Consider the following 24461-nt stretch of genomic DNA (forward strand, 5'->3'; position numbering starts at 1 on the left):
TGCAATGCCTGCTTTAAAACCTTCCTCGATACTCGGTCTGCTGGTGCTGAGTCTCTTTATTCTTATCGCGATTTTTGCGCCGTGGCTGGCACCGCACGCGCCGGATCAAACACTTGGTATGTCCTGGGATTTACCGGGGCCAAACGCCATTTTGGGCACCGATAATCTCGGTCGCGACCTGCTCTCAAGGCTGATCTGGGGGACGCGCGTCTCGCTCGGCGTCACCGCGCTTGCGGCGCTGGTGGCGTTTGCGGTCGGTTGCACGCTGGGGTTTATCGCCGGTCTGCGCGGTGGCTGGCTGGATCAGGTCATTTCTCGCTGTAACGACATCGTGATGGCCATTCCGACGCTGATTCTGGCGCTGATCGTCCTCGCTGTGCTGCCGAAAACGATTCCGGTGCTGACGCTGGTGCTGGGTCTGCTGGAATCGACCCGCGTGCTGCGCGTGGCACGATCGCTGGCGGTGGATATCGGCGTGATGGAGTTTGTCGATGTGGCACGCCTGCGCGGCGAAAGCCTCGGGTGGATCCTCTGGCATGTGATTTTACCTAACGCGCTACAGACGCTGATCGCCGAATTCGGCCTGCGCTTTATCTTTATTCTGCTGTTCCTTTCGGCGCTGTCTTTCCTCGGATTAGGCATTCAGCCACCGACCGCCGACTGGGGCGGGCTGGCGCGTGATAACAAGGACGGCATTTTGTTTGGCGTCTGGGCGGCACTGGTTCCCGGCGGCGCGATTGCCGTGCTGGCGCTGGCGGTGAACGCCGTGGCGGACTGGCTGATGAGCGGTACCACCCGCGTGTGGGGGAGAAAAGGATGAGTCTGTTAACCGTAACAAAACTGTCTGTTGTTTCCGCCGGTAAAAACCCGCGCACGTTAGTCGATAATGTCTCTTTCACCGTCAAACGCGGTGAAGTGCTGGGGCTGATTGGTGAATCCGGTGCGGGGAAATCCACCATCGGGCTGGCGATCCTCGGGCATTGCCGTCAGGGGATGCGCATTGAATCCGGCAGTATTCTGTTCAACGGGCAGGAGCTGACTACGCTGTCTGACCGCCGCTTGCGGCAGGTGCGCGGACGGCATATTGCCTATGTGGCGCAGTCCGCTGGCGCAGCCTTTAATCCGGCGATCACCTTGGGTGAACAGGTGATTGAAGCGGCGCTTAAGCACAAGGTGTATGACCGCCAGCAGGCGCAGGCAAAGGCCATCGAACTGTTCGGACTGCTCGGTTTGCCGCAGCCGCAACAGTTTTATCAACGTTATCCGCATCAGGTTTCCGGTGGGCAGTTACAGCGCGCGATGATCGCCATGGCGCTGTGCGCAGGGCCGGAACTGCTGATTTTCGATGAGCCGACCACTGCGCTGGATGTCACCACACAGCTCGGCGTACTGAAAGCCATCAGCGATGTGATCCGCATTTCCGGCGTGGCGGCGATTTATATCAGTCACGATCTGGCGGTTGTCGCGCAAATCAGCAATCACATTATGGTATTGCAGCAGGGTAAAACCGTGGAACAGGCGCCGGTAGAACAGCTTCTGACACAACCGCAGCAGGATTACACCCGCCGCCTTTTACATGCACAGGGCGAAGAAAAAATGCCGCAAACCGGCGAGGCACCGGTTGCGCTGTTTATCGATAACATCAGCGCCCGTTATCACGCTCAGCCTGTTTTGCAGAACGTCTCGCTGAGCCTGCCGCGCGGCCGCACGCTGGCGGTGATCGGCGAATCCGGCTCGGGGAAATCGACGCTCGGTAAAGTGATTTGCGGGCTACTCAGCCCGGAATCCGGAGAAGTGAGTCTGGAAAATCAAACACTGCCGGCCAGTTTGCGGCAGCGCAGCCGTGCGCAACTGCGCGACGTGCAGCTGATCCATCAGATCCCGGATACCGCACTGAATCCGAAAGAACGGGTCGGCAGCCAGATCGCCCGCGTGCTGTCCTGCTTTTCCGATCTCCACCGCAGCCAGCGCGACACCCGCGTCAGGGAATTGCTGGCGCAGGTCGGACTGCATGCTGAACTGGCGCAGCGTTTTCCCTCTGCGCTTTCCGGTGGTCAGAAGCAGCGCGTCTGTATTGCACGGGCGCTGGCGGCGCAGCCGAAACTGATTGTGTGTGATGAACCGACGTCTGCGCTCGATCCGCTGGTCGCCCGCGACGTGCTGGCGCTGCTGCGTAAAATCCAGCAGGACACCGGTATTTCCTATCTGTTTATTACCCATGACTTGCAGGTCGTGCGCGAAATTGCGGACGAAGTGGCGGTACTGAAAGCGGGCAGGATTGTGCGTCAGGGGCCGGTCGTTTCTACACTGGTTGAACCGCTGGATGATTACACCCGCGAACTGCTGCGTTCGGTGCCAGAAATGCGCGTCGGCTGGCTGGAAGAAACCCTGACTGCCTGATCACAAGGCAGAATGATGTTGCGTAACGTGCACTGTTTCACCCTCCCGGCGCTGGTGGCGTCGGTATTTCTGCTCACCGGCTGCCCTGAAACGTAATCTCTGTTTATAACGTTACTTTGTTCAGTAACGTTATAAATTCATTCACCTCTCTTTACACTTTCCCTTAAATATCCCGGCTAAAGTTCCCCTTATTGATACCGATAACTCATGTGAATTAAATAATCATTAGAAAGTAGTCCCGCTATGTAATCATCAATATATTGAATTATTTTCATTGTATTTGTTTTTTATTGGCCCGGAAATAAGGGAAATAACATGTTTAAACTGATCAACAATATGCGGGTGGGCAGCCGCTTGGGTGCCGCATTCGGCCTCATCATCCTGCTTCTCATCATCGTCAGTGCCACTGCCGTTATCAAAATAAGCAGCATTAACAGCAGTATCGAACAAATTATCAACGATCGTTATGTAAAAGTCCGGCTGGCATTTGATGTCCGTGACGGCGTGAATGATCAAATAAAGTTTTTGCGCGGAATCGTTATTGATACGAAAAACACCGAGCAAAATAAGAAACGTTATTTGCAACTTGATGACACCATCAAAAAAACCAATCTGGCGATGGATAAAATTGCCGCGATTCAGTCCACGCCAACCGGAAAACAAAAAATTAAAGCGTTGCAGGATGCCAGTGATGCTTTTGAAGCCGGAAAGGAACAGTTGATTGGTCTGGCCCGCGCCGGTGATATGGAAGGCGCCACCGAATATGTGCTGCGTAAACTGACTACCTCACAGAATGCCTATCTGGGGCTGGCCACCGCTTTTGCTGATTCTCAGGATTCGCAGTTGCAGGCCGAAGGGAAAAAAGCCGTCGCTGATGGTCAAACGGCGATTCAGCTGACGCTGATCTTCTCGGTGATTGCCGTGCTGCTGGCCATGATCCTGGGTTATTTCCTGACCCGCTCGATCATCCGTCCGCTGGGCACCGCCGTACAGGTGGCTGAAAGCGTGGCCGCCGGGGACCTGACTACGGACATCCGTGTGAACTCTTCTGACGAAACAGGCCAGCTTATGCAGGGGCTGAAAAATATGAATGAAAACCTGCTGCGCATTGTGACTGAGGTCCGTTCAGGCACGCAGGCTATCAGCAGCGCGTCCAGCCAGATCGCCGCCGGGAATCTGGATTTATCCTCACGCACCGAGCAGCAGGCCAGCTCGCTGGAAGAAACCGCCTCGGCGATGGAACAGATGACCGCCACCGTAAAACAGAACGCTGATAACGCGCGTCAGGCTAATCAGCTGGCGGCCCGGGCATCACGCGTGGCCGTCGAAGGGGGCGAAGTGGTCGGGCAGGTGGTCAGCACTATGGAGGGAATCAACGTTTCTTCACGCAAAATTGTCGATATCATTTCTGTGATTGACGGCATCGCCTTCCAGACCAATATTTTGGCGCTGAATGCGGCGGTAGAAGCTGCCCGTGCCGGTGAGCAGGGGCGCGGTTTTGCGGTTGTAGCTTCGGAAGTGCGCAATCTGGCGCAACGCTCTGCTTCTGCGGCGAAAGAAATCAAAGTACTGATCGACGATTCGGTATCGAAAGTCGATAACGGCACGCAACTGGTCGCTAAAGCCGGTGCCACCATGGCAGAAGTGGTGTCCAGCGTGAAGAACGTGACGGATATCGTCGGCGAGATTTCAATCGCCAGCCATGAGCAAAGCACCGGAATCGAAGAGATCAACAAAGCCATCACACAGATGGATGAAGTGACGCAGCAGAATGCCGCGCTGGTGCAGGAAGCCTCGTCGGCGGCGTACTCGCTGAACGAGCAGGCCGAGCGTCTGGCGGAGTCGATCAGCATCTTTAAAGTCAGCGCTGCGGCGGTTAATACCGCTGTACGTCAGCCATCGCCGCTGAAAAGACCTGTACTGTCGTCTGGCCGTGCGCTTTCACCGGCGAACAAAAGTGACGAAGGAAACTGGGAGACGTTCTAAAGTCCGGGAGACGTTTTCTGGTAAAAGGTGAAATTCTGACGCCTGTGGTTCGGGCGTCAGAAATACAGAACCTATTGTTTGTTGAGATAGATGTCAGGACGGGCGATCGCCCACGCGTAATCCGGCGTATTGACCGGCTCATAGCCAAACTTCTTGTAAAGCCATGGCGCAGTGGTGGTAAAGAGCATCATGCGACGTAATCGCGCGGTAACCGGGTGTGACTGACAGCACTCCACCAACCATCCCCCCAGATTTTTGCCCTGATAATTCTCCAGAACATACACATCGCACAGGTAGGCAAAGGTGGCGTAATCGGTGATAAATCTGGCGAATCCAATCTGCTTATCTTCGTCGAACAACCCGAAATTCAGGCTGTTGTCGATGGCATCGCGCACGGTCTGTTCATCAATACCTGCCGCCCAGGTTGAACGGGTCAGATAATGCTGAATGGCTGAAATATCCATCTTTTCAACGTCAGTGGTGATGAGGTACCCGTCTTTCGTCCAGCATTGCACATCTTTCATTGATATCACCGTATAATGAGCCCGTTAAAATACTAACGTAAAAATTTAAATGTATGATGTCAACGTCATCCATTGTTGATATACTGTATATAATTACAGTATAAGGAGTGAGAATCATGGCTGTTGAAACAAAATTTGTTGTCGTCAGAAAAGGTGAAGAAAAAATGACATTTGCCAATAAGAAAGAAGCGGACGCCTACGACAAAATGCTCGACATGGCGGATACTTTTACTGACTGGCTGTTACAGAGCGAAATTGAGATCGATGAGGTTCTGGCGGAAAATATTGCGCTGCACCTTGCCGAGCAGAAAGATACCGTTCAGCACATCCTGCGCACCAGCAAACTGCCGGAAGCAGAAACTGCACCTGCCGACGTAAAGGCCGACGCTCAGACAGCACAAGAGACACACGTTGAAGACGCGGAAGTTGCAGAACATGCAGAACACGCCGAAGACGCTGTAAAAACTAAGAAGGTTCGCGCGGTTAAAGCGGCCTGATGAAATAGAGCCCCGCTGAACGCATTTCACAAGGCGTTCAGCGGGGCTTTTCGTTACCGGATTTTAGCCTTGCGCAGCGGCAGCCTCTTCCTCTTGCTGTAACGCACGCACCGTCTGGTGACGATGCCAGTAGTAGCCCAGCGTATTTTTAAACCCTTCAATTTCCTTTTTCAGACCTGGCAGACGGATCTCACTGCGCTTTTTCCCCTGCGCATTCGGCTGGACGTGTTGCAGATACAGTACTTCAGTACCGAACTGGCGGATCACATTGATGTTCTTCACGTTATCCCACTCCAGTAATTCCCCCGTATCTGGCTTCACGACGCCCTGATAGTTGATCTCGATTTGAGAACCATTTTTCAGCGTAAAGGCCACTGGCGGGAAATGTTTCAGTACCAGCGCCGTCTCTTCTTCACCTTCAGGCTGATAACGCCATGCCAGACTTTCCTCATGTACCGATGAGAAGTCACGCTCATACTTCTGCCACAGCTGCTGCTCAATCTGTTCGGCAACCGGCATAAGATCCACCCAGCTTTCAGCAGGGGGTTCAGCGGCAATCGCCGCATAGCCCAACTCTTCCACGTGGTAACCGACGTTGCGCATTCTTTCCGTCAGCGGCGGGTGGGAGTCAAACGGGTGCGGTACATCCTGCTCGCGCATCAGGCTGATAAAGTCTGGCGAGCTGACGTGTTGCGGCAGGCCTGCGGCTATCGCTTTGCTGATCCCCAACTCGTTCTCATGCAGGGTTTTGTTATCGAACAGGGTGCGTTCAACTTCGCTGCGATAGCTGGCATAGGCTGATATTTTAATCAGTGATTCAATAATCGCGGCAGGCGTGGTGTGCGTCGCTGCGCTGTGGTCGGCGATGAACTCACGTTCACGGCTGTTTCGCTGCCATGCCAGTTCGAACAACATGCGGTACAGGCACAGAGGATAAAAGACGATAAGCGTCGCGACGTTCTGACCCATCAGGTGCGTATACATATCAAAACGGTGCAGCTTCGGCCCGAGCAGCGCGCCTGATGCGGTATCACCTTCATGCAGATGTGTCAGCTCATGCACCATCACGCCGTCTGCCTGTGCGGTAGTAAGCTGGCGCAACAGGGGAATACTGACGTACAACTTGCGGCCACTCAGTGGATGCCCGTTGACGGACAGCGGCGCTTCAGTCACATAGAAGTTAGTGTCAATGCCGGCAATGATATGGTCAGGCGGTGTGGTGCCGACTTTGGCCGCCAGCGTATCAATACGTGCCCATAGCGCGGGCGCGGCGTCCCGCGTCACGACCTCACCTTCAATACCCTCTTCGCGCGGCAGCTTTTTAAAGATGCCTTTGATCATGTAGAACATCCCGGCCAGCACCAGCAGGCCGACCGCCATCACCAGTTTCGGATAGTAGGTTTGCGTGAAGAAAGCCGTGCCCCAGAACGAGAGCCAGACCAGCATCGCACCTTGCACTAACACTTCCAGCGCACTGGCCAGCATCAGGAAATGACGGGCCAGCATCAGGCTCAGCAGTTGTCCCTGGCGATTCCTGAAAGCGAGGGCACTGAACAGCAACACCATCAGCAGCACAACAGCGCTGGCGATCAGCGTCCAGAATGACACTTTGTCCATCATGTAGAATTGCCACAGTTCGGACTTCTCGGCGCACACCGCATTTTTATAATCGAGCAGATCTTCCGACACGGGGCCGCAAACGCTGGAAGGCGGATTTTGTTGCAGGAAATCCGTCAGTTTACCGACGTCCTGATTTTGCCCGCGGGCGTCATCAATAAAGATCTGAGTATATTGCTGATTAAGCTGATTACTGCCGTATTCAGCAAATATCAGCGTGATGGCGGGGATCAAAAATAGCGTGATCAGAAGCCAGAAGAATACCTTTGCATAACCTTTTTTCAATGCCGTTAATTTATTCAAAATAGAAACTCGCTAACTGTCTGTTGGAGGGACAAGCTGCTTATATCAGGCAATACCGAAAGAAAGATTTACGGCATAAGGGGAAATGCTCGAGATCCTTCTCTGGCGTGCATCAGCTATATTCACTTAATGAATTGTGAAACGTTGCTATAAGACGATATTTTACCCGTCGCGACAAGCTATTATTTATTTTTCGGATTATTTACCTTGTGAATATGATGTATTGCGGTTGCAGTCTGCAATTTTTCAGAAACGGCGAGGGTAATTTGAGTTAAGTTTTATTCATCAGAATGATTCGGTGCCGGAAACGAAGAGGATAACCATTATGTCCGCTGGCCATAAATATTCAGTGCTTTATAAAACCAATAATGCTGCAAACCAGCACTAAAGCGAGTGAAGGCCACTGCATGGGAATATAAAAGAAGTGATGAAGCACACTATCATCATGATTTTTTCTATTGAGTATCAATCCCATAGCCGTGTTTATGGCTGCGCCAATACCTACGCCCAACAGGAACTGCATTAATGACACATCACCCTTTTTTACACCCGGATCGGGCCATAACCACATTAACAATAGTACAGTAACAATTGGCAGTAAAAGGGTCATAATACCGGCGCCGCGATATATCAGCATGCAAGAATTCCTCGCCATCATCGAAAAAATACGCTAATTTTGAAAGAGATTATGCATTATTCGATTTGAAACTCAAGGATATCAGCCATGATAGTGTGGAGCGGAGTAGGGTTTTTTATCGCCGTGTTGATTTCGATTGCCTACGTATTTTTAAAATGGATTGTCGATATCATTTGGCAGGAAGGTTATTTTTCTGCGCATTTATGGGCAACTGGGGCTACATTTATACTGGCATCTATTCTGTGCTGCATTTTTGTCTATGCGATCAAGCAGGAAAAGCTCCTGGCCTACGTGGCAAAGATGACCGACAGTCAGCCGATGTTTGAACCGGAAAGAACGCATAAATTCTTTTTTATCCCGGTACGGTATTGGCCACTTGTTTTGTTTTTAGTCGGCTCGGGAATATGTATTCGTGATCTGATGAAATAACCCTCTCTATATTATGGATACTCCGCGCACTATTGCAGGGTCATCAATACAGAGAATTTTTACAGGAAGAAGGGAGTTCTACATGAAGTTAAGAAAATCAATCAATCTAATGGGTTCATTGTGCCTGCTGACGGCACTTGGCGGCGCAGCCACGCTGGCTACCGCTGCGGAAGTGAAAGCACCGGCAGCCGCAGCCACGACCCAAACTGTGACGTTGCTCAACGGCAAACAGGTGTTCAACCTGACGGGTTATGAAGTGCAGCCTGTGCCGGGCGGTGGTCCGGGTAAAATGTACGTCAGCAAGCAGGAAAAACGCGTTCTGCTGATTGGCGAAGATGACATTCCGCTGGTTGCCCGCGCCGCCAGCGATGCTGATTTCCTTGAGGGTATGAAAACTATTAAGGATAAACAGAAGCAGGCTTCACCAAGCTACACCGTGACCAGCGAAAAGATGGAAAACGTCAAAGGGCTGGAAGTCGACCACATCGAAGCCACTGATAAGATGGATGGTAAAGATGTTCTGCAGGCTACCTTACTGGCTGCCGGCGAGAAAAAGTTCACCGTAATTCAGGTGATCTCTGGCGCGAAAGACAAAGCAGGCCACACCGCTGCCGTGAATAACATTCTTGGTAAATAAGTTACTGTGATATCGATGTCATAAGAAAGCCCCTGTGGAGGTCAATGCCGCAGGGGCTTTTGCGTAAACAGGTTTATCTAAAGCTCCACTGTACGCTGATGACGAAAACAGAAGGGATGATGATCCCGCTCTCCACCCCAAAGTAATCGGTGAAGTTGTACTGTATCGCGTGATAGATATAAGGTGAGAAACCAATACCGGTGACTTTCTTGAAATCGTTATACGAACCGTGATCACCGCAGTCTTTGAATGCATTAAAAAAGAATTCGCCCGTGTAGCCGTAGATGCCTTTGAAAACCCATCCCGAATCCCCGGAGGCCCAGTCTCTTCTTAATCCCATTGCAATACAGCGATCGCCAAAGCTATTGTCCATCGTGCCCAGCAGAGCGCTATATTTGGAATCCTCAGAGAATTTTCGCTCGACAGACATGAATTTATTATCGAAGAATTCGTTGTATTGCCCGTAGTTACCGGTCAGATGGTAGACGAACGAGCCAGTGTTAAACGAATATAAATTGATTTCTCCCGCGTGAATACCGATGGTTGCGACCAGTAAAAATAAGCATAAAACCTGGTTAAGTTTTTTTAGCATGTCGAATAATCTCTTTGATTCGACGCGCACAACGCCGGGCAGCGTTGATAGGCGCAAAAAGTTCACATTTACTATTTTAAGAGATGATGGAAATTTGTCCAAAATCACTCCGCAATGAAGACAAAAATTATCCTGTTAAGGAGATCCACTCATGACCACCTTTCACAGTTACTGTATTTCGGCTTCCGGCGAGGAGTGGGGACAGGGAAGTGAATCTGCACTTTTTCCCTACTGGAGCTTTACCAAAACGGCGATCGCGATTTGTGCACTCAAATTGAGTGAGAGCGGTGTACTAAACCTGGACTCAACGCTGACTGGCGAACCTTTTACGCTTCGCCAACTGCTGGCGCACACTTCAGGATTGCCGGATTATGGAATCCTGAAATCCTATCACGATGCCGTCGCTGCGGGTGAAGCGCCCTGGTCACGGGATGAGTTGCTTAGTGCGGTGATGGCCAGGGGGCAATTGTTCAATCCGGGAGAAGGCTGGGCATATTCCAATGTGGGTTACATGCTGGCGCGCGAGCATATTGAGGCCGCATCGGGTTTGAGCTTCTCACGTCTGACAGATGAGATAATTTGCCAGCCGCTTGGGCTGAAGAGCATCGCGCTGGCGACGACGCCTGAGCATTTCTCACATCTTCATTGCGACGCAGCCGGACATTATCATCCGGGCTGGGTGTATCACGGATGTCTGACGGGTAACGTGCCGGACGCTGCAAAACTTTTGCAGGGTCTGTTCTCAGGAAGGCTTGTCGGTGCGAAGACACTTGCCCAAATGCAGGTGCGCTATCCGCTCGGCGGAGCGATTGATGGGCGGCCGTGGACGGATTGCGGTTATGGCATCGGGCTGATGATGGGTGCAATGGCGCAGGCGGGTCGCGCGATCGGCCATTCGGGCGGCGGGCCTTCCTGCGTCAACGCGGTCTATCATTTTCCTGATGTGAAAGACTCGCTGACCGTGGCATGCTTCACCGCCGGTTCACATGAAGGCGTTCCTGAAACTGAAGCTGTCAGGCTCGCCGGGGAGAGATGAATTCCGCCACTTTATGCTAAATTAGCTACCCTTATTTACGTTCCCTCCGAGGCACCATGATCACTCCGTTAAACCGTACAACCCGTGAAATGAAAATCAATAATGTGGTGCTGGTCACCCATGCCTTGAAATCACTGGGGTCGGCGACGAAAGCGGAGCTCGCGGTCGCAACCGGGCTTAGTATTGCCACCTGCGGCACGGTGCTGAATGAACTGAGTAGCAATAGCGAAGTGCTGGCGCTGGAACGCGAAGTCTCACGTGGCGGACGGCCCGCGCAGCGGTATGCCTACAATCCGGATTACTTCTCGGTGCTGAGTCTTTACGCGCAGGGCAGTGACGCTGCGGCGCAGATTATCTGGACGGTAAATTCGGCGACCGGAGGCTGTCTGGCGCAGGGCGAAGAGCGTTTTATTCCGCTTCAGCTGGAGACATTTTATCAGCTTATCCAACGTATTCTGAGGGAGTTTCCGAACATCAAAGCATCCGGGATCGGGCTGCCGGGTGTGGTTGTTAAAGGCACCGTCGCGACCTGCGATATCAGCGTTTTTGCCGGTGTGCCGGTGGAGCAACAGGTGCGGGAGCGGTTCGGGATATACGTACAGGCGGATAACGACATGAACTACACCGCGTACGGATTTTATCGCAGCAGCTGCATGGAGGTCACCGCGCCAGTGGCGTACATCTTCAAGCCGGAAGTGCCCTGTCTCGGTTGTGGAATAGTGATCAACGGGCAGGTTTTGCAGGGCGCGAGCCAGTTTGCCGGCGAGGTCTCTAATCTGCCTTTTACGGATATGGATAAGCTACCGGTGGCAGACGAACTGGCCAAAGTCATCGTCTCGCTCGCCGCGATCGTTAACCCGGCCACTATCGCGCTTTCAGGGCCGAAAATCAGCGAAGCGTTGATCCACGATCTGCTCGAACGCTGCCATCTTCATATCCCCGCGCAGCATATGCCTGAACTGGTTTACCGGCCGTCAATGCGTCAGGATTACCTGCAAGGCATCACTGAACTCACATTGAACAACTACAATCGTCACGTCGCTTTCAGTGTCTGACCGGCGCATGCATTGACTTTCTTTCTTTGCCGCCAATATACTCAGCACTTATTAAAAGACTTTTAAAAACTCATCAGGCCAGCGGGGAAACACTATTGTCACTGTCATCTGAACTACCCAATACCACAGCGCACGTCGGGAGCCCGGTTAAACGTGTTGCCACACGGGCAATCTTTTTTGTTACCGGCATGGCGATGGGATTGTGGGCGGCGCTCGTGCCTTATGCGCAACTGCGCACGCATTCTGAAGCAGGGGATCTCGGCCTGCTATTACTGTGTCTCGGTGCGGGTTCACTGCTTTCCATGCTGGGTTCCGGCAAGCTTATCGGCCGGTTTGGTTGCCGTGGGGTGATCATCGCCTCTGTCGTGCTGTATTGCCTGATGCTGCCGCTGCTGGCAACGTTCAGCGATATCTGGCTGCTGGCGCTGAGCCTGTTTATCTTTGGCATGGGCATTGGTCTGGCGGATGTGGCGGTGAATGTGCAGGGGACGCTGGTGGAGCAGGCGGCGGACAAGCCTCTGATGTCTGGTTTCCACTGCTTGTGGAGCGTGGGCTGTATCGCCGGTGCGGGCGGCGGTTCGTTGCTGCTGAGTGCGGGCGTAACGCCGCTCGGCAGTACATTTTACGCCATCGCGCTGGTGATCCTTGTCACTGCCTGGTCTTTCCGTGGGCTGCTGCCGTTTGGTGCGCATGAAGAAGAGCATGTAGCAGGGAAGGCTAAACCACGGCCAAACTTCCGTCTGGTGTTGATGGCGGTCATGGCGATGATCTGTTTTATGGCCGAAGGCGCGGTGCTCGACTGGGGCGGGGTGTTCCTGACGCGTGAGCGTGGTCTGGCGCTGGAACATGCTGGATGGGGCTTTGCTGTGTTTGCCATCGCAATGTCGCTGATGCGCATGACCGGCGATGCAATTGTCAGTGCGCTGGGGCGCAAACGCGTACTGGTGGTCGGTGGTCTTCTCGGTATCGCCGGTTATCTGATGGTCGTGTTGCTGCCAGGCTGGATCCTGCCGCTATGCGGGTTTGCACTGGTGGGTATTGGCGCGGCAAACATCGTACCGGTACTGATCACGCTGGCCGGGCAGGAAAAAGTGATGCCAGTGAATATGTCGGTCGCGATGGTCGCGACGCTGGGTTATCTCGGCGTACTTGGCGGCCCGGCACTGATCGGTTTTATCGCCCACCTTTCCAGCCTGTACGTGGCTTTCTCAGGCGTCGCCGCAGCTTTCCTCATCATTACCTTCGGCGCCTATAAATTAAAATATTAATGGTTTTCGATTAACTGAGTCACACTGAAGCGCTGGCGTGAAGAAAACCGCCAGCCTTTTTCCGATTATCACTTCTTAAAATCTGACCTCTGTAGGAGCTGCAATGGCCGTAAAACTTATCGCCGTCGACATGGATGGCACGTTCCTGAATGAATATAGTGAATATAATCAGGCACGTTTTAGCGAGCAGTATCAGGAATTACTGCGCCGCCGCATCAAATTTGTTGTCGCCAGCGGCAACCAGTATTACCAGCTGAAATCTTTTTTCGATGAACTCGACGATCAGATTGCCTACGTTGCCGAAGGCGGCGCGTACGTGGTCGATAAAAAACAAGAGCTGTACTGCGCAAAACTGGAGCGGGAACAGGTCACCGGCGTTTTGCAGTGGATTGGTCGCACGCCCGGCATCAACACTGTGGTGTGCGGCAGAAAAGGGGCGTATGTGCTTGAGGGCACCGATGAAGAGTTCATCAAGCGTATGCGCCACTATTATCACCGCCTGAATAAAATCCCGACCTACGCCCACATTGATGACACCATCTTTAAATTCGCACTGAGCTACGTGGAAGACGACGTTTATCCGCTGATGGGCGAAATCACCGCGCAGCTTGGTAACATCGTTGCGCCGGTCACCAGCGGCCACGGTTCAATCGATCTCATTATTACCGGTAATCACAAAGCCAACGGCCTGAAGAAGATCCAACAACGTTATGACATCCGCGACGAAGAAGTGATGACCTTCGGCGACAGCGGAAACGATCTGGAAATGCTGAGCTACGCCGGTTACGGTTTCGCGATGGAAAATGCGTCAGAGCCTGCGAAAGCGGCTGCGAAGTACCGTGCGCCGTCCAACCGCGAAGAGGGCGTAATGAAGGTGATTGATGACTGGCTAAATGGCCGTGCGCCATTCGATCAGGCCTGAAACCTGACGCTGTTAAATTGAAAAGGCTGCCACATTGGGCAGCCTTTTGTTTTTTGAAGAAACAGCCTTATGGCTGAAACGTTATTATTCTGGCACGAAAGCCTGGGGGCGATATTCCTGCCCGGCTGCGGCGGATAATAATCTGGTGGAACTGTAATCTAACGGATGTCACTGGCGTTGGCAGCATGGCGGACTGACTCAACGCCGCCTGAGACGCGCGGGCTTAATCCGGCAAAGAGTGCCGCAGGGGGATTACTGGGCCTGTTTTTGCGCGGTAAAGCGGCGGAAGGCTTCCAGCGTTTCATCGCTGACGTGATGTTCAACGCCCTCGGCGTCAAGACGGGCGGTTTCTGCACTGATACCCAGAGCAATGAAAAACGCTTCAACCACGTTATGACGCTCGCGGTTTTCCGCCGCCAGTTTCTCGCCTTCCGGCGTCAGAAACGTGCCGCGATAGGGGAGCTGGTGGACCAGCCCGGCATTCGCCAGCCGTTTCAGGGTTTTCGCCACGGTCGGCTGAGAAACGCCTAAGCGCGCGGCCAAATCTACCTGACGAGCCTCACCAAATTCGTGGATTAGATCCGAAATCAGCTCCACGTAATCATCCATTAATTCCCGACGATGCGCCTCGCGCACCTGTAAAAAACCCTGAGCGTGTTCTTCAACATCCAGCAACGGATTTAATTTTTTCTCTTTCACAACGCCTGCCTCTTTCTTGCTCAACGGTTTCTTACCGTCGCCGCTAAGCCGCGACAACGAACCGCATTGTAAACCAACTCCACATATCTACCAATTTCTGCAAACTTTGCCTTGGCTATGGAGTATAGCCTATGCTATACCTGAATAATAAACCGCCGACTGACGCACCGAGTGACAGGAGAAAATTCATGGGAAATGGACATAACATCGCGAAACACCTCAGCCACTCACCGTTTCGTTTGCGCCTCATGCTGATTGGCATGATCGTCGCGCTGATCACCGGCAACGCAACGGCGGCGGAAAAAGACAAAAAAAAGTTCAAAGTGGTGACGACCTTCACGGTGATCCAGGACATCGCACAGAACGTCGCCGGTGATGCCGCCACCGTTGAGTCGATCACCAAGCCCGGCGCGGAAATCCATGATTACCAGCCGACGCCGCGGGACATCGTCAAAACGCAGTCCGCCGATCTGATCCTGTGGAACGGTTTTAACCTTGAACGCTGGTTCGGGCGCTTCTTCGCCAATATCAAAAACGTGCCTTCCGTGACCGTCACCCACGGCATTGCGCCGCTGCCAATCCAGGAAGGGCCGTATCTCGGCAACCCGAATCCACACGCGTGGATGTCAGCAAAAAATGCGCTGGTGTACGTCGAAAATATCCGCGCCGCGCTGGTGAAATACGATCCGCAAAACGCCGCGACCTATGACCGTAACGCCAAAACCTACGCCGAAAAAATCACTCAACTTGATGCCCCGCTGCGTGAACGCCTTTCTAACATTCCGGCACAGCAACGCTGGTTAGTGACCAGCGAAGGCGCGTTCAGCTATCTGGCGAAAGATTATGATTTGAAAGAAGCCTATCTGTGGCCGATCAACGCCGAAGAGCAGGGCACGCCGCAGCAGGTGAAAAAGCTCATCGATCTGGTGCGTCAGAAAAATATTCCGGTGGTGTTCAGTGAAAGCACCATTTCGGATAAACCGGCGAAACAGGTCAGCAAGGAAACCGGCGCGAAATACGGCGGCGTTCTGTACGTTGATTCACTCTCCACCGCCGACGGCCCGGTGCCGACGTACATTGATTTGCTGAAAGTGACGGTGGGCACCATCGCAGAAGGATTTGGCCAATGAGTGACACCGCGCTGCATCTTGACGTTGACAACATTTCGGTGACTTACAACAACGGTCACACTGCCATTGAAGAGGCGTCGTTTCGCCTTCGTGGCGGCTCGATTTGCGCGCTGCTCGGCGTCAACGGCAGCGGCAAATCCACCCTGTTCAAAACCATCATGGGAATTATCCGGCCGACGCACGGCAGCGTGACGCTCGACGGCCTCAACGTCGCCAAAGCGCTGAAGCAAAACCTGATCGCCTACGTGCCGCAGTCTGAGGAAGTGGACTGGAATTTCCCGGTGCTGGTGCGGGATGTTGTGATGATGGGACGTTACGGCAAAATGTCGTTTTTGCGTATTCCTTCGCAAGAGGATAAAAAACAGGTGGTGTCGGCGCTGGCGCGTGTCGGCCTGACTGAACTGGCACAGCGTCAGATTGGCGAGCTTTCCGGCGGCCAGAAAAAGCGGGTGTTTCTGGCGCGCGCGCTGGCCCAGCAGGGGCGCGTCATGCTGCTTGACGAGCCGTTCACCGGCGTCGATATCAAAACTGAAAACGCCATTATCGAACTGTTGCGCCAGCTGCGCGAAGAAGGCCATCTGATTCTGGTCTCCACGCACAACATCGCCAGCGTGCCGGATTTCTGCGATCGCGTGGTGCTGATCAACCGGACGGTGATCGCCGCCGGTCCGCTCGAGACCACGTTCACTCATCAGAATCTCGAAAACACCTTTGGCGGCGCGCTACGCAACATCAGCTATCTGGTCGGCAAAGAGGCCATGCCTGAAACCGTTTCGCCGGTAAGGCGGGTGAAATGATCGACCTTTTGCTGGAGCCGTTTCACTACAACTATATGGTGAAAGCGATATGGGTCAGTGCGGGTGTTGGCGCGGTGTGTGCGTTTTTATCGGCGTATCTGATGCTCAAAGGCTGGTCACTGATGGGCGATGCGTTGTCGCATTCCGTCGTTCCGGGCGTAGCGGGGGCGTATGCGTTGGGTTTCCCGTATGCGATCGGCGCATTCGGCACCGGCATTCTGGCGGCGCTCTCCATGACACTGCTGCGCCATTTTACTAAGTTGCGCGAAGACGCGATCATCGGCTTCGTGTTCTCCACCTTCTTCGCCCTCGGTTTGTTACTGGTGTCGCTCAATCCGACGTCGGTTAACGTTCAGTCGATTCTGTTCGGCAATATTTTAGGCATCGACGACGCCGATATTTTGCAGGTGCAAATCATTGTCGGCCTTTCCCTGCTGGTGCTGTGTGTCATCTGGCGCGACCTGCTGGCGGTATTTTTTGATGAAGCGCACGCACGCTCGGTGGGCCTGTCGCCGCTGTGGTTAAAAGTTATCTTCTTCACTATCTTCAGCGCATGCAGCGTGGCGGCGTTACAGACAGTCGGCGCGATTTTGGTTATCGCGATGGTGATCACCCCCGGTGCCACCGCCTATCTGCTCTCGGACCGGTTCTCCCATCTGCTGATTATCTCGGTAATTATCGGCGCGGTAACCAGCGCGGCCGGTGCCTGGCTGAGTTATTACCTTGATGGCGCAACCGGCGGTGTGATCGTCTGCCTGCAAACCACCGTCTTCCTGCTGGCGTTTCTGTTTGCGCCGAAACACGGCTGGCTGGTGAATCATTTGCGCATTAAACGGGCAGGGAGTCGCGCATGATGAGCTGGATGGATGTCCTGATGGAGCCGATGAGCTTCGACTTTATGCAACGGGCGCTGCTGACCGCTGCCGCCACCAGCATCGTCTGCGCGATTTTCTCCTGTTTTCTGGTGCTCAAAGGCTGGTCGCTGATGGGCGATGCTATCTCTCACGCGGTACTGCCCGGTGTGGTACTGGCATATCTGGCGGGGATCCCGCTGGTCATCGGTGCATTCGGTTCAGGCTTGTTCTGCGCGGTGGCCACCGGTTTCATCAAAGAGCATTGTCGGGTAAAAGAAGATTCTGTCATGGGCATTGTGTTCTCCGGTATGTTCGCCGCCGGGCTGGTGCTGTTCTCGCGGGTGAATACCGAGCAGCATCTGAGCCACATTATGTTTGGCAACGTGCTCGGAGTGACTGACAGCGAAATGCTGCAAACACTGATCATTGCCGCTGTGGTGACACTGGCTATCGTCATCAAATTCAAAGACCTGATGCTGTTTTGCTTCGACCCTGTGCAGGCGAAGGTCATCGGCCTGCCGGTGCGTTTCTACCACTACGCGCTGCTGTGTCTGCTGGCACTGACCATCGTCGCTGCACTGCAGGCGGTAGGCGTGGTGCTGGTGGTAGCGATGCTGATTACACCCGGTATTACCGCCTTTCTGTTGTGTAAAACGCTGCCGAAGATGATCGCGGTATCCGTGACGGCATCACTGACCGCCGCCGTTACCGGCACCTTTATCAGCTTTTATATTGATGCCGCAACCGGTCCGACCATCGTGCTGATTCAGGCGGCGATTTTCCTGCTGGCGCTGACCGTCCATCTGCTGCGCAAATCCGTTAAACCGTGTCAGGCCGCACCGAATGCTTAGTGTTGAGAGCAGAGTTTTGCGATTCTGTACGCCAGACTCACTTCTGAGAAACGCTAATGACCGAACAATTTGCTCCCGTTGAGCTGGAAAAAGCCTACCGGCTGATTAACCACGGCACAACCGCGCTGGTTTCTGCCCATCATGCTGGCGTGGACAACGTGATGTCCGCTTCGTGGGTGTGCGGGCTGGATTTCAAACCCGCAAAACTGACTGTGGTGCTGGATAAAATCGCCAGAACCCGCGAGCTTATCGAGCAGAGCGGAGTCTTTGTGATTCAGGTCCCCACCGTGGCGCAGCTGCAAATGACCTACGATCTCGGCAACCGCACGTTGCGTGACGATGCCGATAAACTGGCGAAGTGCGGCACGGAGCTGTTCCGCATGGAAGGTCAGGGCGACTTACCGTTCGTCGCAGGCTGCACCGCGTGGCTGGCCTGTAAGCTGATCCCTGAGCCGCACAATCAGCAGGCGCATGATCTATTCATCGGCGAGATTGTCGGCGCCTGGGCCGATACGCGCGTGTTCAAAGACGGGCACTGGCATTTCGAAGATGCTGACCCGTCCCTGCGCAGCCTGCACTACATCGCGGGCGGCCAGTTCTACGCCACCGGCGAACCGCTGAATGCCGATACTGACCTGAAATAATTCTTTTCTCTGCGGCGTTGATTAACGCCGCTCGAAGACGCAAGGGGCAACGACGGGGACGCAGGCTTATCAGAGGGATAGGCATCAGTGGCCTGAATCCGAGAGTTTTCCTGCTGTTTCTGGCGCTACCGCCGCATTCATACCTGCAACTCCCCGGCGCAGGAACATTGCGACATGGTGTAAAACACGAAGAATGAAACCTTTCTGGCTACCTGCTCCATAAAGGCCTACCATCGATCGGCAACAGGTTTTTTGAACGACCTGTTTAGAAGTACCCTGGTTTTTTGAAGTTCCATGTAAGAAGAGTTAAGGATTGTTATGAGCGAAGTAGAAAGTTCGATGAGCATTGGCGACAGCTTTACCCTCAAGAACGGCTCAACCCACGAAGTCACTGGCTTTGTGAAGAAAGGGGAAAGAATTTATCCGACGATCAAAACTGATCACGGCAATTCTAACTTCACCTTCATCAAAGAAATTGTTTCAGTGCACAAAGCGTAACGTTAACGACCTTACCGAAGATCGCGGCCTGTTGTTTCCACACGCAGAGCAGGCTGCGTGACCACGTTCCCCTCTGATTTACTTACCTTCACCCCCAGATTTTCAGATTTTTGCCATAATAACGTCTCATCAACTCCGATAAAGGCGATGCGTCGAAATGCAAATCACGAAATCAGACCACAATGACATCCCCTCCATCCTCAGCATTCTCAGTGAATCCAAAGGCGATAACCTGACGGCGCAGCAGCGCGAAGAAGAAGGGTTTACCCAGGGCGCGATGGACACCGACATGCTGGCGACGTTTCAGTCCGGCAGCGGCGTGTTTGTCAGCCGTGAGGAACGCGAAGGGCAGCCTGTCATTTCCGGTGTGGCAATGACGATTCCCGGCAGTCTGGCAAAACATGGGGCAGCGCAGGCCGCTTACAATGCAGTACTCAGTAGCGGTGCCGCCGCTGCCGATCAGATTTTCCTCTATGGCCCGGTGAGCGTGCGCAGGGATTTTCGCGGACAGGGATTGCTGACCAAACTGCTGTTGCACATCTGCCATGCGTTGAAAGACGAATTCACCCTCGGCGTGGCGTTTGTCGATAAAGAAAACCACAAATCCTTGCTTATCCACCGTCATTATCCGATGACTGAAGCCGGTGAATTCGAACTGAACGGGCGTGGATATGTGATTTTTTCGTTTGAACCGCAGAAGGTGCTGGCGTTTTATGTCGGGCGTAGCTCTTTGAAAAGTAGTTCTTGAAAATGAGCAGGGTCATGGCGCTTTGGAATAATGTAAAACAACGTTAATGCGATGCGTTTTCGCCAGTCAGGCGTGACCCATATTGTTTTAGCATGAGTTATGTAAATGGTAGAGATTGAGACTTTATCATTATTACAAAATAGCAAATATTCAAGTCAACCACAGTCCCTCTGTTTTTGTGACTGCTGAGATCATTAATCTATCCGACTTTTCCATTTTCCTCCCCTTCATATTATCCCTGGCTGATGTAGGGATGATGACACCCTATTTCCCTTAAGATGAACATCAGTCAACTTCATCACAGGAATTTTAGTATTCATCCCTTACAGAAATCATACGTTGCCATTTTTGTTTGCTTCCGTTTTGACAATCAAGCTATGAGCACCATCACTCTTTAGTTAGCGTAGTGCCTTTATTCTTAACTCAGAAAAGGTGGGTGAATATGTTTCTTGAAGAGCGCCGGCAGCAAATTCTGGAGTATTTGGATAAACACGAACGGGTGAAGGTCGAGGTATTAGCTTGCCTGTTTAACGTGACCAGAGAAACCATTCGCAGTGATCTGAACGCCCTGTCTGCTGAAAAACTGATTCAGCGCTGTCACGGCGGTGCGAGGGTATGCCGCAGAAGCTTGCAGTCGAAACTTATTACTGACACCGGCGACAAATTTGAAGTGTTGCTAAAACGGCTTCAGATTCAAAAGAGAAAACACGCTGTACAGCAGAACAAAGGGAAGATTATGAAAGGTAAGGTTTGCATCCTGGGTTCCTTTAACGTCGATATCGTGGCGAAGGTTGAACGGTTTCCTAAGGGAGGAGAATCGCTGCTGGCGGTGGGGAGCACGCTCGGTCCCGGCGGTAAAGGTGCAAATCAGGCTACAGCGGGCAGCCGTGCTGGCGCTAAAGTGCACTTCGTTTCCAAGGTGGGCAAGGATCAGTTCAGCCAGTTTGCTTACGATCATCTCACCTCTTCGGAGATTCATTCTTTCACCCTTTATCAGTCGGATACCGAGCCGACCGGCAACGCCATTATTTATGTCTCGCAGGAAAACGGCGAGAACATGATTGCCATCTATTCCGGTGCCAATACCACCATTAGTGAAGATGAAGTCGCTGCGATCACACCCGAGCTTGAAGATTCAGACGTGCTGCTGGTGCAGCTGGAAAACAACTTTGTCGCCACGTTAAGTGCGATGAAACTGGCAAAGGCGCTGGGGGTAAAAGTTATCCTCAACCCGGCACCATTTTCGAACAATGCCCTTGATTGTCTTGAATACGTCGATCTTATTACCCCGAATGAAACTGAGGCTTCGCAGCTGTCTGGCATCGAAGTGCAGGACTTGGCCAGCGCCAAAGAGGCTGCCCGGCGTATCGTCAGCCAGGGCGCCAAACGGGTGATCATAACAATGGGATCGCGCGGCGCGTTGCTGCTCGACGGCGATCAGTTCCAGTATATTCCGGCCTTCCCGGCGATGAGTGTTGACACCACGGGGGCGGGCGACGCTTTCAATGGGGCACTGGCCTCGAGCATTGCTAATGGGCAAACCCTGGTTCAGGCAGCGACCTATGCCTCTGCGTTTGCATCTCTGGCGGTAGAGCGCGAAGGCGCATCGAACATGCCTGATCATGAGCAGGTTCTGGCGCGTTTGGCGCAGCGGTAAGCATTGCGTTCATGATGAGTTTCCTGAGTGGTCGCTGACCTGAGTGACAAACGTAGCGGCCATAATCGATTACATATGCAGCCTGCGGGCATTACAGGAGTTGTGATGAATAAAGTTATTGAAGGTATCGTGCCGGTGATGTTGACCCCTTTCACCAAAGATAATCAAATCGACTATCCGGGGCTGACCCGTTTGATCGACTGGTATCTTGCAAAAGGTGTTGATGCGCTGTTTGCCGTTTGCCAGTCGAGCGAAATGCAGTTTCTGACGTTAGAAGAGCGTGTTGAACTCGCAGAATTTGTGGTGAAGCGCGTCGCAGGCCGTATTCCGGTCATTGCCTCAGGACACATCAGTGACGACATCAACGATCAAATCAACGAGCTGAGCGCGATGGCAAAAACGGGTGTCGATGCGCTGGTGCTGGTCACCAATCATCTTGATCCAAAAAACCAGGGCAGCGAAACCTTCTTCGCCACGTTGGACCAGCTGCTGAGCGTGCTGCCCGCGTCTTTACCGCTGGGCCTATACGAATGCCCGGCGCCGTATCGCCGTCTGCTGACAGACGAAGAGCTGGCCTACTGCGCCAACTCAGGCCGCTTCGTTGTGCTTAAAGACGTGAGCTGCGATCTGGAAACTGTGACCCGCCGTGTGAAGCTGGTGGCGAATACTCGGTTGAACATCATTAATGCTAACGCTGCGATTGCTTACCCGGCGATGCAGGCGGGGTCTAAAGGATTCAGTGGCGTGTTCACCAATTTTCATCCTGAGCTTTACAGCTGGCTGTATCACAAGGCCGCCACTCAACCTCAAATCGCCGACGAGCTGGCTATTTTCCTCTCCCTGGGTGCGGTAACTGAGACGCTGGGCTATCCGAAAAATGCCAAAATTTATCATCAACGCTTAGGTACCTTCGACAGCGAATTTTGTCGCGTGAATAAAGACAATGTGCTGGATAAATTCTGGGGTCTGACCGTATTACTGGATCAGATCCACAGCGGCACAGCACTTTGGCAAAAGAAAATCTCCGCTGTGTAAAACCGATAATTTCATCGCGTAAGCGGATAAGCTGCAGGCTTGTCCGCAATCTGACCGACGATATAACTATAAAAGAATTATTCATCATGCTCGTATGTTGCCTGAGAGATTGGGAGCGTGAAAAATTCTTTTTTCGTCCGATTATTTGTAAAGGCGTTGAGTATATTGCGCAGGCTGAACTGAGTCTTTTATTCGTAAAGCTTTGATTAAAATTTACCTGAGTCTGTTTGATGATGCTCTATTTACAAATAACTAATAGTGGATAATTAAAATCATGAAAGACACTACTTTAGCTGTTAATGTTCCTTTGGAAGAAAATTCCGCCCCGGTTGTTTCACGCTTGCGCTGGGGTATTATTTTTATCTTGTTAATGGCGGCGGTTATTAATTATCTCGACCGCGCCAATTTAAGTATCGCCAATACCACCATTGCTAAAGAGTTTGGTTTCAGCCAGACAGAAATGGGACTTTTGCTGTCAGCGTTTCTGTGGCCGTATGCGCTGGCAAACCTGCCAGCGGGCTGGCTGGTGGACCGTTTTGGCCCTAAAAAGATGTTTTCGTGGGGCGCGGGGTTATGGTCCACCTTCACGGTAATGGCCGGCTTTGTGAATGGCTATTCCACGTTCTACGCGCTACGTGTTCTGCTGGGCATCTCTGAATCTCCTTTTTTTACTTCGGGGATCAAGATCACCCATCGCTGGTTCTCTGATAAAGAGCGCGCGCTGCCGACCTCGATCATCAATACCGGTTCGCAGATTGCCAATGCGATTGCGCCGCCGATTCTGACCATCCTGCTGTTGACCCTCGGCTGGCGTGGAATGTTTATCGCCATTGGTCTGGCTGGCATTCCACTGTTGCTGGTGTGGCTTAAGTTCTATCGCGATCCGACGCAACGTGAGCACAGTGTCATCCATGCTCATTCTGCGTTAGAGCAACCGAAAGTGGCAAAGGTTAACGGTAACAACAAGGCGAGTTGGGGAGCGTTATTCAAGCACAGAACCACCTGGTTCATGGTAATTGGTAACTTTTCGATTATGTTCACTATTTGGGTCTACCTGACCTGGCTGCCGGGATATCTGGAGAAATCGCTGGGCTTTAGCCTGAAACAGACGGGCTGGTTGGCCGCTATACCGTTCTTTGCAGGGATTTTGGGAGTACTGTGCGGAGGAACCCTTTCTGACCGTCTGATCCGCCGCGGTGTGAAAACCATTACTGCCCGAAAGGTCCCGATCGTGGCCGGTGCCGCGCTTGCGGCCTGTTTTGTTGCGCCGATCCCGTTTGTGCACAACACCACGCTGAGCATCGCGCTGCTGTCAATTGGCTACTTCTTCTCGCAGTTGCCACAGGGCGTCATCTGGACGCTGGCCTCGGACATCGCGCCGAAAGAACAGGTGGCATCAATGGGCGCCATTCAAAATTTCGGTGGTTTCCTGGGGGCGGCATGTGCTCCGATCGTCACCGGACTTATTCTTGATGCGACAGGCCAGTTCACCAACGTATTCTTTCTCGGCGCCGGTTTACTGATGCTGGGCGCGCTAAGTTATGGATTATTCGTGAAAAAGCCAATTATGGTTACCATGACGAAGTAATGACTTTCATCACGTCTGAAAACACCTGTTTAACCAGGCACCAATAAGGACTGTTTT

At 52.8% G+C, this 24461-nt stretch carries 25 protein-coding genes; 20 read left to right on the forward strand and 5 right to left on the reverse strand.

The annotated features are described in order from the left end of the window. Positions 1–4 precede the first annotated feature (4 nt). The 3 genes from AC0Z7K_RS08180 to AC0Z7K_RS08190 all read left to right on the forward strand — a co-directional run bounded on the left by AC0Z7K_RS08180 (position 5) and on the right by AC0Z7K_RS08190 (position 4386). A complete protein-coding gene (locus AC0Z7K_RS08180) occupies positions 5–820 on the forward strand; it encodes an ABC transporter permease (RefSeq protein ID WP_213052748.1) in 816 nt (271 codons plus the stop codon). Beyond that, positions 817–2400 carry an ABC transporter ATP-binding protein gene (locus AC0Z7K_RS08185; protein WP_485613820.1) on the forward strand — a complete coding sequence of 528 codons (1584 nt, stop codon included), beginning with the start codon at positions 817–819 and terminating at the stop codon, positions 2398–2400. Before AC0Z7K_RS08180 ends, AC0Z7K_RS08185 begins: the two co-directional genes overlap by 4 nt. Before the next feature lie 315 nt (positions 2401–2715). Next, positions 2716–4386: a methyl-accepting chemotaxis protein gene (locus AC0Z7K_RS08190; protein ID WP_485613822.1), complete on the forward strand. Its 1671-nt coding sequence runs from the start codon at positions 2716–2718 to the stop codon at positions 4384–4386. Positions 4387–4457: 71 nt separating this feature from the next. On the opposite strand, the gene AC0Z7K_RS08195 is transcribed toward AC0Z7K_RS08190, so the two are convergent. Next, entirely contained in the window at positions 4458–4910 is a 453-nt protein-coding gene (locus AC0Z7K_RS08195) for a GNAT family N-acetyltransferase (RefSeq protein ID WP_485613823.1), read from the reverse strand. A 116-nt stretch (positions 4911–5026) separates the two neighbouring features. Here AC0Z7K_RS08195 and AC0Z7K_RS08200 point away from each other — a divergent pair, with 116 nt between their 5' ends. Then, a complete protein-coding gene (locus AC0Z7K_RS08200) occupies positions 5027–5407 on the forward strand; it encodes a YebG family protein (protein ID WP_485613824.1) in 381 nt (126 codons plus the stop codon). Positions 5408–5470: 63 nt separating this feature from the next. On the opposite strand, the gene AC0Z7K_RS08205 is transcribed toward AC0Z7K_RS08200, so the two are convergent. Together AC0Z7K_RS08205 and AC0Z7K_RS08210 are read right to left on the reverse strand one after the other, a co-directional pair. Next, positions 5471–7327, reverse strand: coding sequence for a M48 family metalloprotease (locus AC0Z7K_RS08205; RefSeq protein WP_485613825.1), 1857 nt, complete (start codon positions 7325–7327; stop codon positions 5471–5473). 346 nt (positions 7328–7673) lie between these two features. Continuing rightward, on the reverse strand, positions 7674–7964 hold the full coding sequence (locus AC0Z7K_RS08210) for a hypothetical protein (RefSeq protein ID WP_485613827.1): 291 nt from the start codon (positions 7962–7964) through the stop codon (positions 7674–7676). A gap of 87 nt (positions 7965–8051) precedes the next feature. Here AC0Z7K_RS08210 and AC0Z7K_RS08215 point away from each other — a divergent pair, with 87 nt between their 5' ends. Together AC0Z7K_RS08215 and AC0Z7K_RS08220 are read left to right on the forward strand one after the other, a co-directional pair. After that, positions 8052–8393, forward strand: a complete 342-nt coding sequence (locus tag AC0Z7K_RS08215) for a hypothetical protein (RefSeq protein ID WP_485613828.1) — start codon at positions 8052–8054, stop codon at positions 8391–8393. Positions 8394–8475: 82 nt separating this feature from the next. Beyond that, positions 8476–9030 (forward strand): hypothetical protein, encoded by a 555-nt coding sequence (locus AC0Z7K_RS08220; RefSeq protein ID WP_413530686.1) that lies wholly within the window; start codon positions 8476–8478, stop codon positions 9028–9030. A 73-nt stretch (positions 9031–9103) separates the two neighbouring features. Here AC0Z7K_RS08220 and AC0Z7K_RS08225 read toward each other — a convergent pair whose 3' ends face one another. Beyond that, positions 9104–9622 (reverse strand): hypothetical protein, encoded by a 519-nt coding sequence (locus tag AC0Z7K_RS08225; protein WP_485613927.1) that lies wholly within the window; start codon positions 9620–9622, stop codon positions 9104–9106. 151 nt (positions 9623–9773) lie between these two features. Between AC0Z7K_RS08225 and AC0Z7K_RS08230 the strand changes: the two genes are divergently transcribed. From AC0Z7K_RS08230 to AC0Z7K_RS08245, 4 genes are all read left to right on the forward strand, one after another. Next, positions 9774–10658: a serine hydrolase domain-containing protein gene (locus AC0Z7K_RS08230; RefSeq protein ID WP_485613829.1), complete on the forward strand. Its 885-nt coding sequence runs from the start codon at positions 9774–9776 to the stop codon at positions 10656–10658. A gap of 56 nt (positions 10659–10714) precedes the next feature. Further along, on the forward strand, positions 10715–11713 hold the full coding sequence (locus tag AC0Z7K_RS08235) for an ROK family protein (RefSeq protein WP_485613831.1): 999 nt from the start codon (positions 10715–10717) through the stop codon (positions 11711–11713). A 95-nt stretch (positions 11714–11808) separates the two neighbouring features. Beyond that, on the forward strand, positions 11809–12981 hold the full coding sequence (locus AC0Z7K_RS08240; protein ID WP_485613833.1) for an MFS transporter: 1173 nt from the start codon (positions 11809–11811) through the stop codon (positions 12979–12981). Positions 12982–13084: 103 nt separating this feature from the next. Beyond that, positions 13085–13903 carry a Cof-type HAD-IIB family hydrolase gene (locus AC0Z7K_RS08245; RefSeq protein ID WP_413530682.1) on the forward strand — a complete coding sequence of 273 codons (819 nt, stop codon included), beginning with the start codon at positions 13085–13087 and terminating at the stop codon, positions 13901–13903. Between the two features lie 252 nt (positions 13904–14155). Here AC0Z7K_RS08245 and mntR read toward each other — a convergent pair whose 3' ends face one another. Next, positions 14156–14602, reverse strand: coding sequence for a manganese-binding transcriptional regulator MntR (gene mntR, locus AC0Z7K_RS08250; protein ID WP_413530823.1), 447 nt, complete (start codon positions 14600–14602; stop codon positions 14156–14158). A 188-nt stretch (positions 14603–14790) separates the two neighbouring features. Here mntR and AC0Z7K_RS08255 point away from each other — a divergent pair, with 188 nt between their 5' ends. The 10 genes from AC0Z7K_RS08255 (at position 14791) to AC0Z7K_RS08300 (ending at position 24404) form a co-directional block, all read left to right on the forward strand. Then, on the forward strand, positions 14791–15732 hold the full coding sequence (locus AC0Z7K_RS08255) for a metal ABC transporter substrate-binding protein (RefSeq protein WP_485613834.1): 942 nt from the start codon (positions 14791–14793) through the stop codon (positions 15730–15732). Beyond that, a complete protein-coding gene (locus AC0Z7K_RS08260; protein ID WP_485613835.1) occupies positions 15729–16529 on the forward strand; it encodes a metal ABC transporter ATP-binding protein in 801 nt (266 codons plus the stop codon). The genes AC0Z7K_RS08255 and AC0Z7K_RS08260 overlap by 4 nt, the downstream gene beginning before the upstream one ends. After that, a complete protein-coding gene (locus AC0Z7K_RS08265) occupies positions 16526–17383 on the forward strand; it encodes a metal ABC transporter permease (protein ID WP_485613836.1) in 858 nt (285 codons plus the stop codon). The genes AC0Z7K_RS08260 and AC0Z7K_RS08265 overlap by 4 nt, the downstream gene beginning before the upstream one ends. After that, the gene (locus AC0Z7K_RS08270; protein ID WP_485613837.1) at positions 17380–18234 is read left to right on the forward strand and encodes a metal ABC transporter permease; all 855 of its coding nucleotides are present in this window, start codon (positions 17380–17382) and stop codon (positions 18232–18234) included. The genes AC0Z7K_RS08265 and AC0Z7K_RS08270 overlap by 4 nt, the downstream gene beginning before the upstream one ends. Positions 18235–18290: 56 nt before the next feature. After that, a complete protein-coding gene (locus AC0Z7K_RS08275) occupies positions 18291–18878 on the forward strand; it encodes a flavin reductase family protein (RefSeq protein ID WP_485613839.1) in 588 nt (195 codons plus the stop codon). 318 nt (positions 18879–19196) lie between these two features. Next, positions 19197–19376, forward strand: a complete 180-nt coding sequence (locus AC0Z7K_RS08280; RefSeq protein WP_413530677.1) for a hypothetical protein — start codon at positions 19197–19199, stop codon at positions 19374–19376. A gap of 157 nt (positions 19377–19533) precedes the next feature. After that, on the forward strand, positions 19534–20124 hold the full coding sequence (locus AC0Z7K_RS08285) for a GNAT family N-acetyltransferase (protein WP_485613840.1): 591 nt from the start codon (positions 19534–19536) through the stop codon (positions 20122–20124). Between the two features lie 442 nt (positions 20125–20566). Next, positions 20567–21781: a ribokinase gene (gene rbsK, locus AC0Z7K_RS08290; RefSeq protein ID WP_413530675.1), complete on the forward strand. Its 1215-nt coding sequence runs from the start codon at positions 20567–20569 to the stop codon at positions 21779–21781. A 105-nt stretch (positions 21782–21886) separates the two neighbouring features. Next, positions 21887–22816 carry a dihydrodipicolinate synthase family protein gene (locus tag AC0Z7K_RS08295; protein ID WP_485613841.1) on the forward strand — a complete coding sequence of 310 codons (930 nt, stop codon included), beginning with the start codon at positions 21887–21889 and terminating at the stop codon, positions 22814–22816. 274 nt (positions 22817–23090) lie between these two features. Further along, the gene (locus AC0Z7K_RS08300; RefSeq protein WP_485613843.1) at positions 23091–24404 is read left to right on the forward strand and encodes an MFS transporter; all 1314 of its coding nucleotides are present in this window, start codon (positions 23091–23093) and stop codon (positions 24402–24404) included. The last annotated feature ends 57 nt before the right edge of the window (positions 24405–24461 follow it).

This window comes from Rahnella sp. 1L-D-7-B-C2 (assembly GCF_057290995.1).

Bases quoted from the DNA above. Each gene is read 5' to 3' on its own strand.
- AC0Z7K_RS08285 (WP_485613840.1), top strand. From the start codon at position 19,534: ATGCAAATCACGAAATCAGACCACAATGACATCCCCTCCATCCTCAGC.
- AC0Z7K_RS08220 (WP_413530686.1), top strand. From the start codon at position 8,476: ATGAAGTTAAGAAAATCAATCAATCTAATGGGTTCATTGTGCCTGCTG.
- AC0Z7K_RS08230 (WP_485613829.1), top strand. From the start codon at position 9,774: ATGACCACCTTTCACAGTTACTGTATTTCGGCTTCCGGCGAGGAGTGG.
- AC0Z7K_RS08185 (WP_485613820.1), top strand. From the start codon at position 817: ATGAGTCTGTTAACCGTAACAAAACTGTCTGTTGTTTCCGCCGGTAAA.
- AC0Z7K_RS08235 (WP_485613831.1), top strand. From the start codon at position 10,715: ATGATCACTCCGTTAAACCGTACAACCCGTGAAATGAAAATCAATAAT.
- AC0Z7K_RS08280 (WP_413530677.1), top strand. From the start codon at position 19,197: ATGAGCGAAGTAGAAAGTTCGATGAGCATTGGCGACAGCTTTACCCTC.
- AC0Z7K_RS08200 (WP_485613824.1), top strand. From the start codon at position 5,027: ATGGCTGTTGAAACAAAATTTGTTGTCGTCAGAAAAGGTGAAGAAAAA.
- AC0Z7K_RS08295 (WP_485613841.1), top strand. From the start codon at position 21,887: ATGAATAAAGTTATTGAAGGTATCGTGCCGGTGATGTTGACCCCTTTC.
- AC0Z7K_RS08210 (WP_485613827.1), bottom strand. From the start codon at position 7,964: ATGCTGATATATCGCGGCGCCGGTATTATGACCCTTTTACTGCCAATT.
- AC0Z7K_RS08260 (WP_485613835.1), top strand. From the start codon at position 15,729: ATGAGTGACACCGCGCTGCATCTTGACGTTGACAACATTTCGGTGACT.
- AC0Z7K_RS08215 (WP_485613828.1), top strand. From the start codon at position 8,052: ATGATAGTGTGGAGCGGAGTAGGGTTTTTTATCGCCGTGTTGATTTCG.
- rbsK (WP_413530675.1), top strand. From the start codon at position 20,567: ATGTTTCTTGAAGAGCGCCGGCAGCAAATTCTGGAGTATTTGGATAAA.
- AC0Z7K_RS08225 (WP_485613927.1), bottom strand. From the start codon at position 9,622: ATGCTAAAAAAACTTAACCAGGTTTTATGCTTATTTTTACTGGTCGCA.
- AC0Z7K_RS08270 (WP_485613837.1), top strand. From the start codon at position 17,380: ATGATGAGCTGGATGGATGTCCTGATGGAGCCGATGAGCTTCGACTTT.
- AC0Z7K_RS08245 (WP_413530682.1), top strand. From the start codon at position 13,085: ATGGCCGTAAAACTTATCGCCGTCGACATGGATGGCACGTTCCTGAAT.
- AC0Z7K_RS08255 (WP_485613834.1), top strand. From the start codon at position 14,791: ATGGGAAATGGACATAACATCGCGAAACACCTCAGCCACTCACCGTTT.
- AC0Z7K_RS08190 (WP_485613822.1), top strand. From the start codon at position 2,716: ATGTTTAAACTGATCAACAATATGCGGGTGGGCAGCCGCTTGGGTGCC.
- AC0Z7K_RS08300 (WP_485613843.1), top strand. From the start codon at position 23,091: ATGAAAGACACTACTTTAGCTGTTAATGTTCCTTTGGAAGAAAATTCC.
- AC0Z7K_RS08195 (WP_485613823.1), bottom strand. From the start codon at position 4,910: ATGAAAGATGTGCAATGCTGGACGAAAGACGGGTACCTCATCACCACT.
- AC0Z7K_RS08180 (WP_213052748.1), top strand. From the start codon at position 5: ATGCCTGCTTTAAAACCTTCCTCGATACTCGGTCTGCTGGTGCTGAGT.
- AC0Z7K_RS08275 (WP_485613839.1), top strand. From the start codon at position 18,291: ATGACCGAACAATTTGCTCCCGTTGAGCTGGAAAAAGCCTACCGGCTG.
- AC0Z7K_RS08265 (WP_485613836.1), top strand. From the start codon at position 16,526: ATGATCGACCTTTTGCTGGAGCCGTTTCACTACAACTATATGGTGAAA.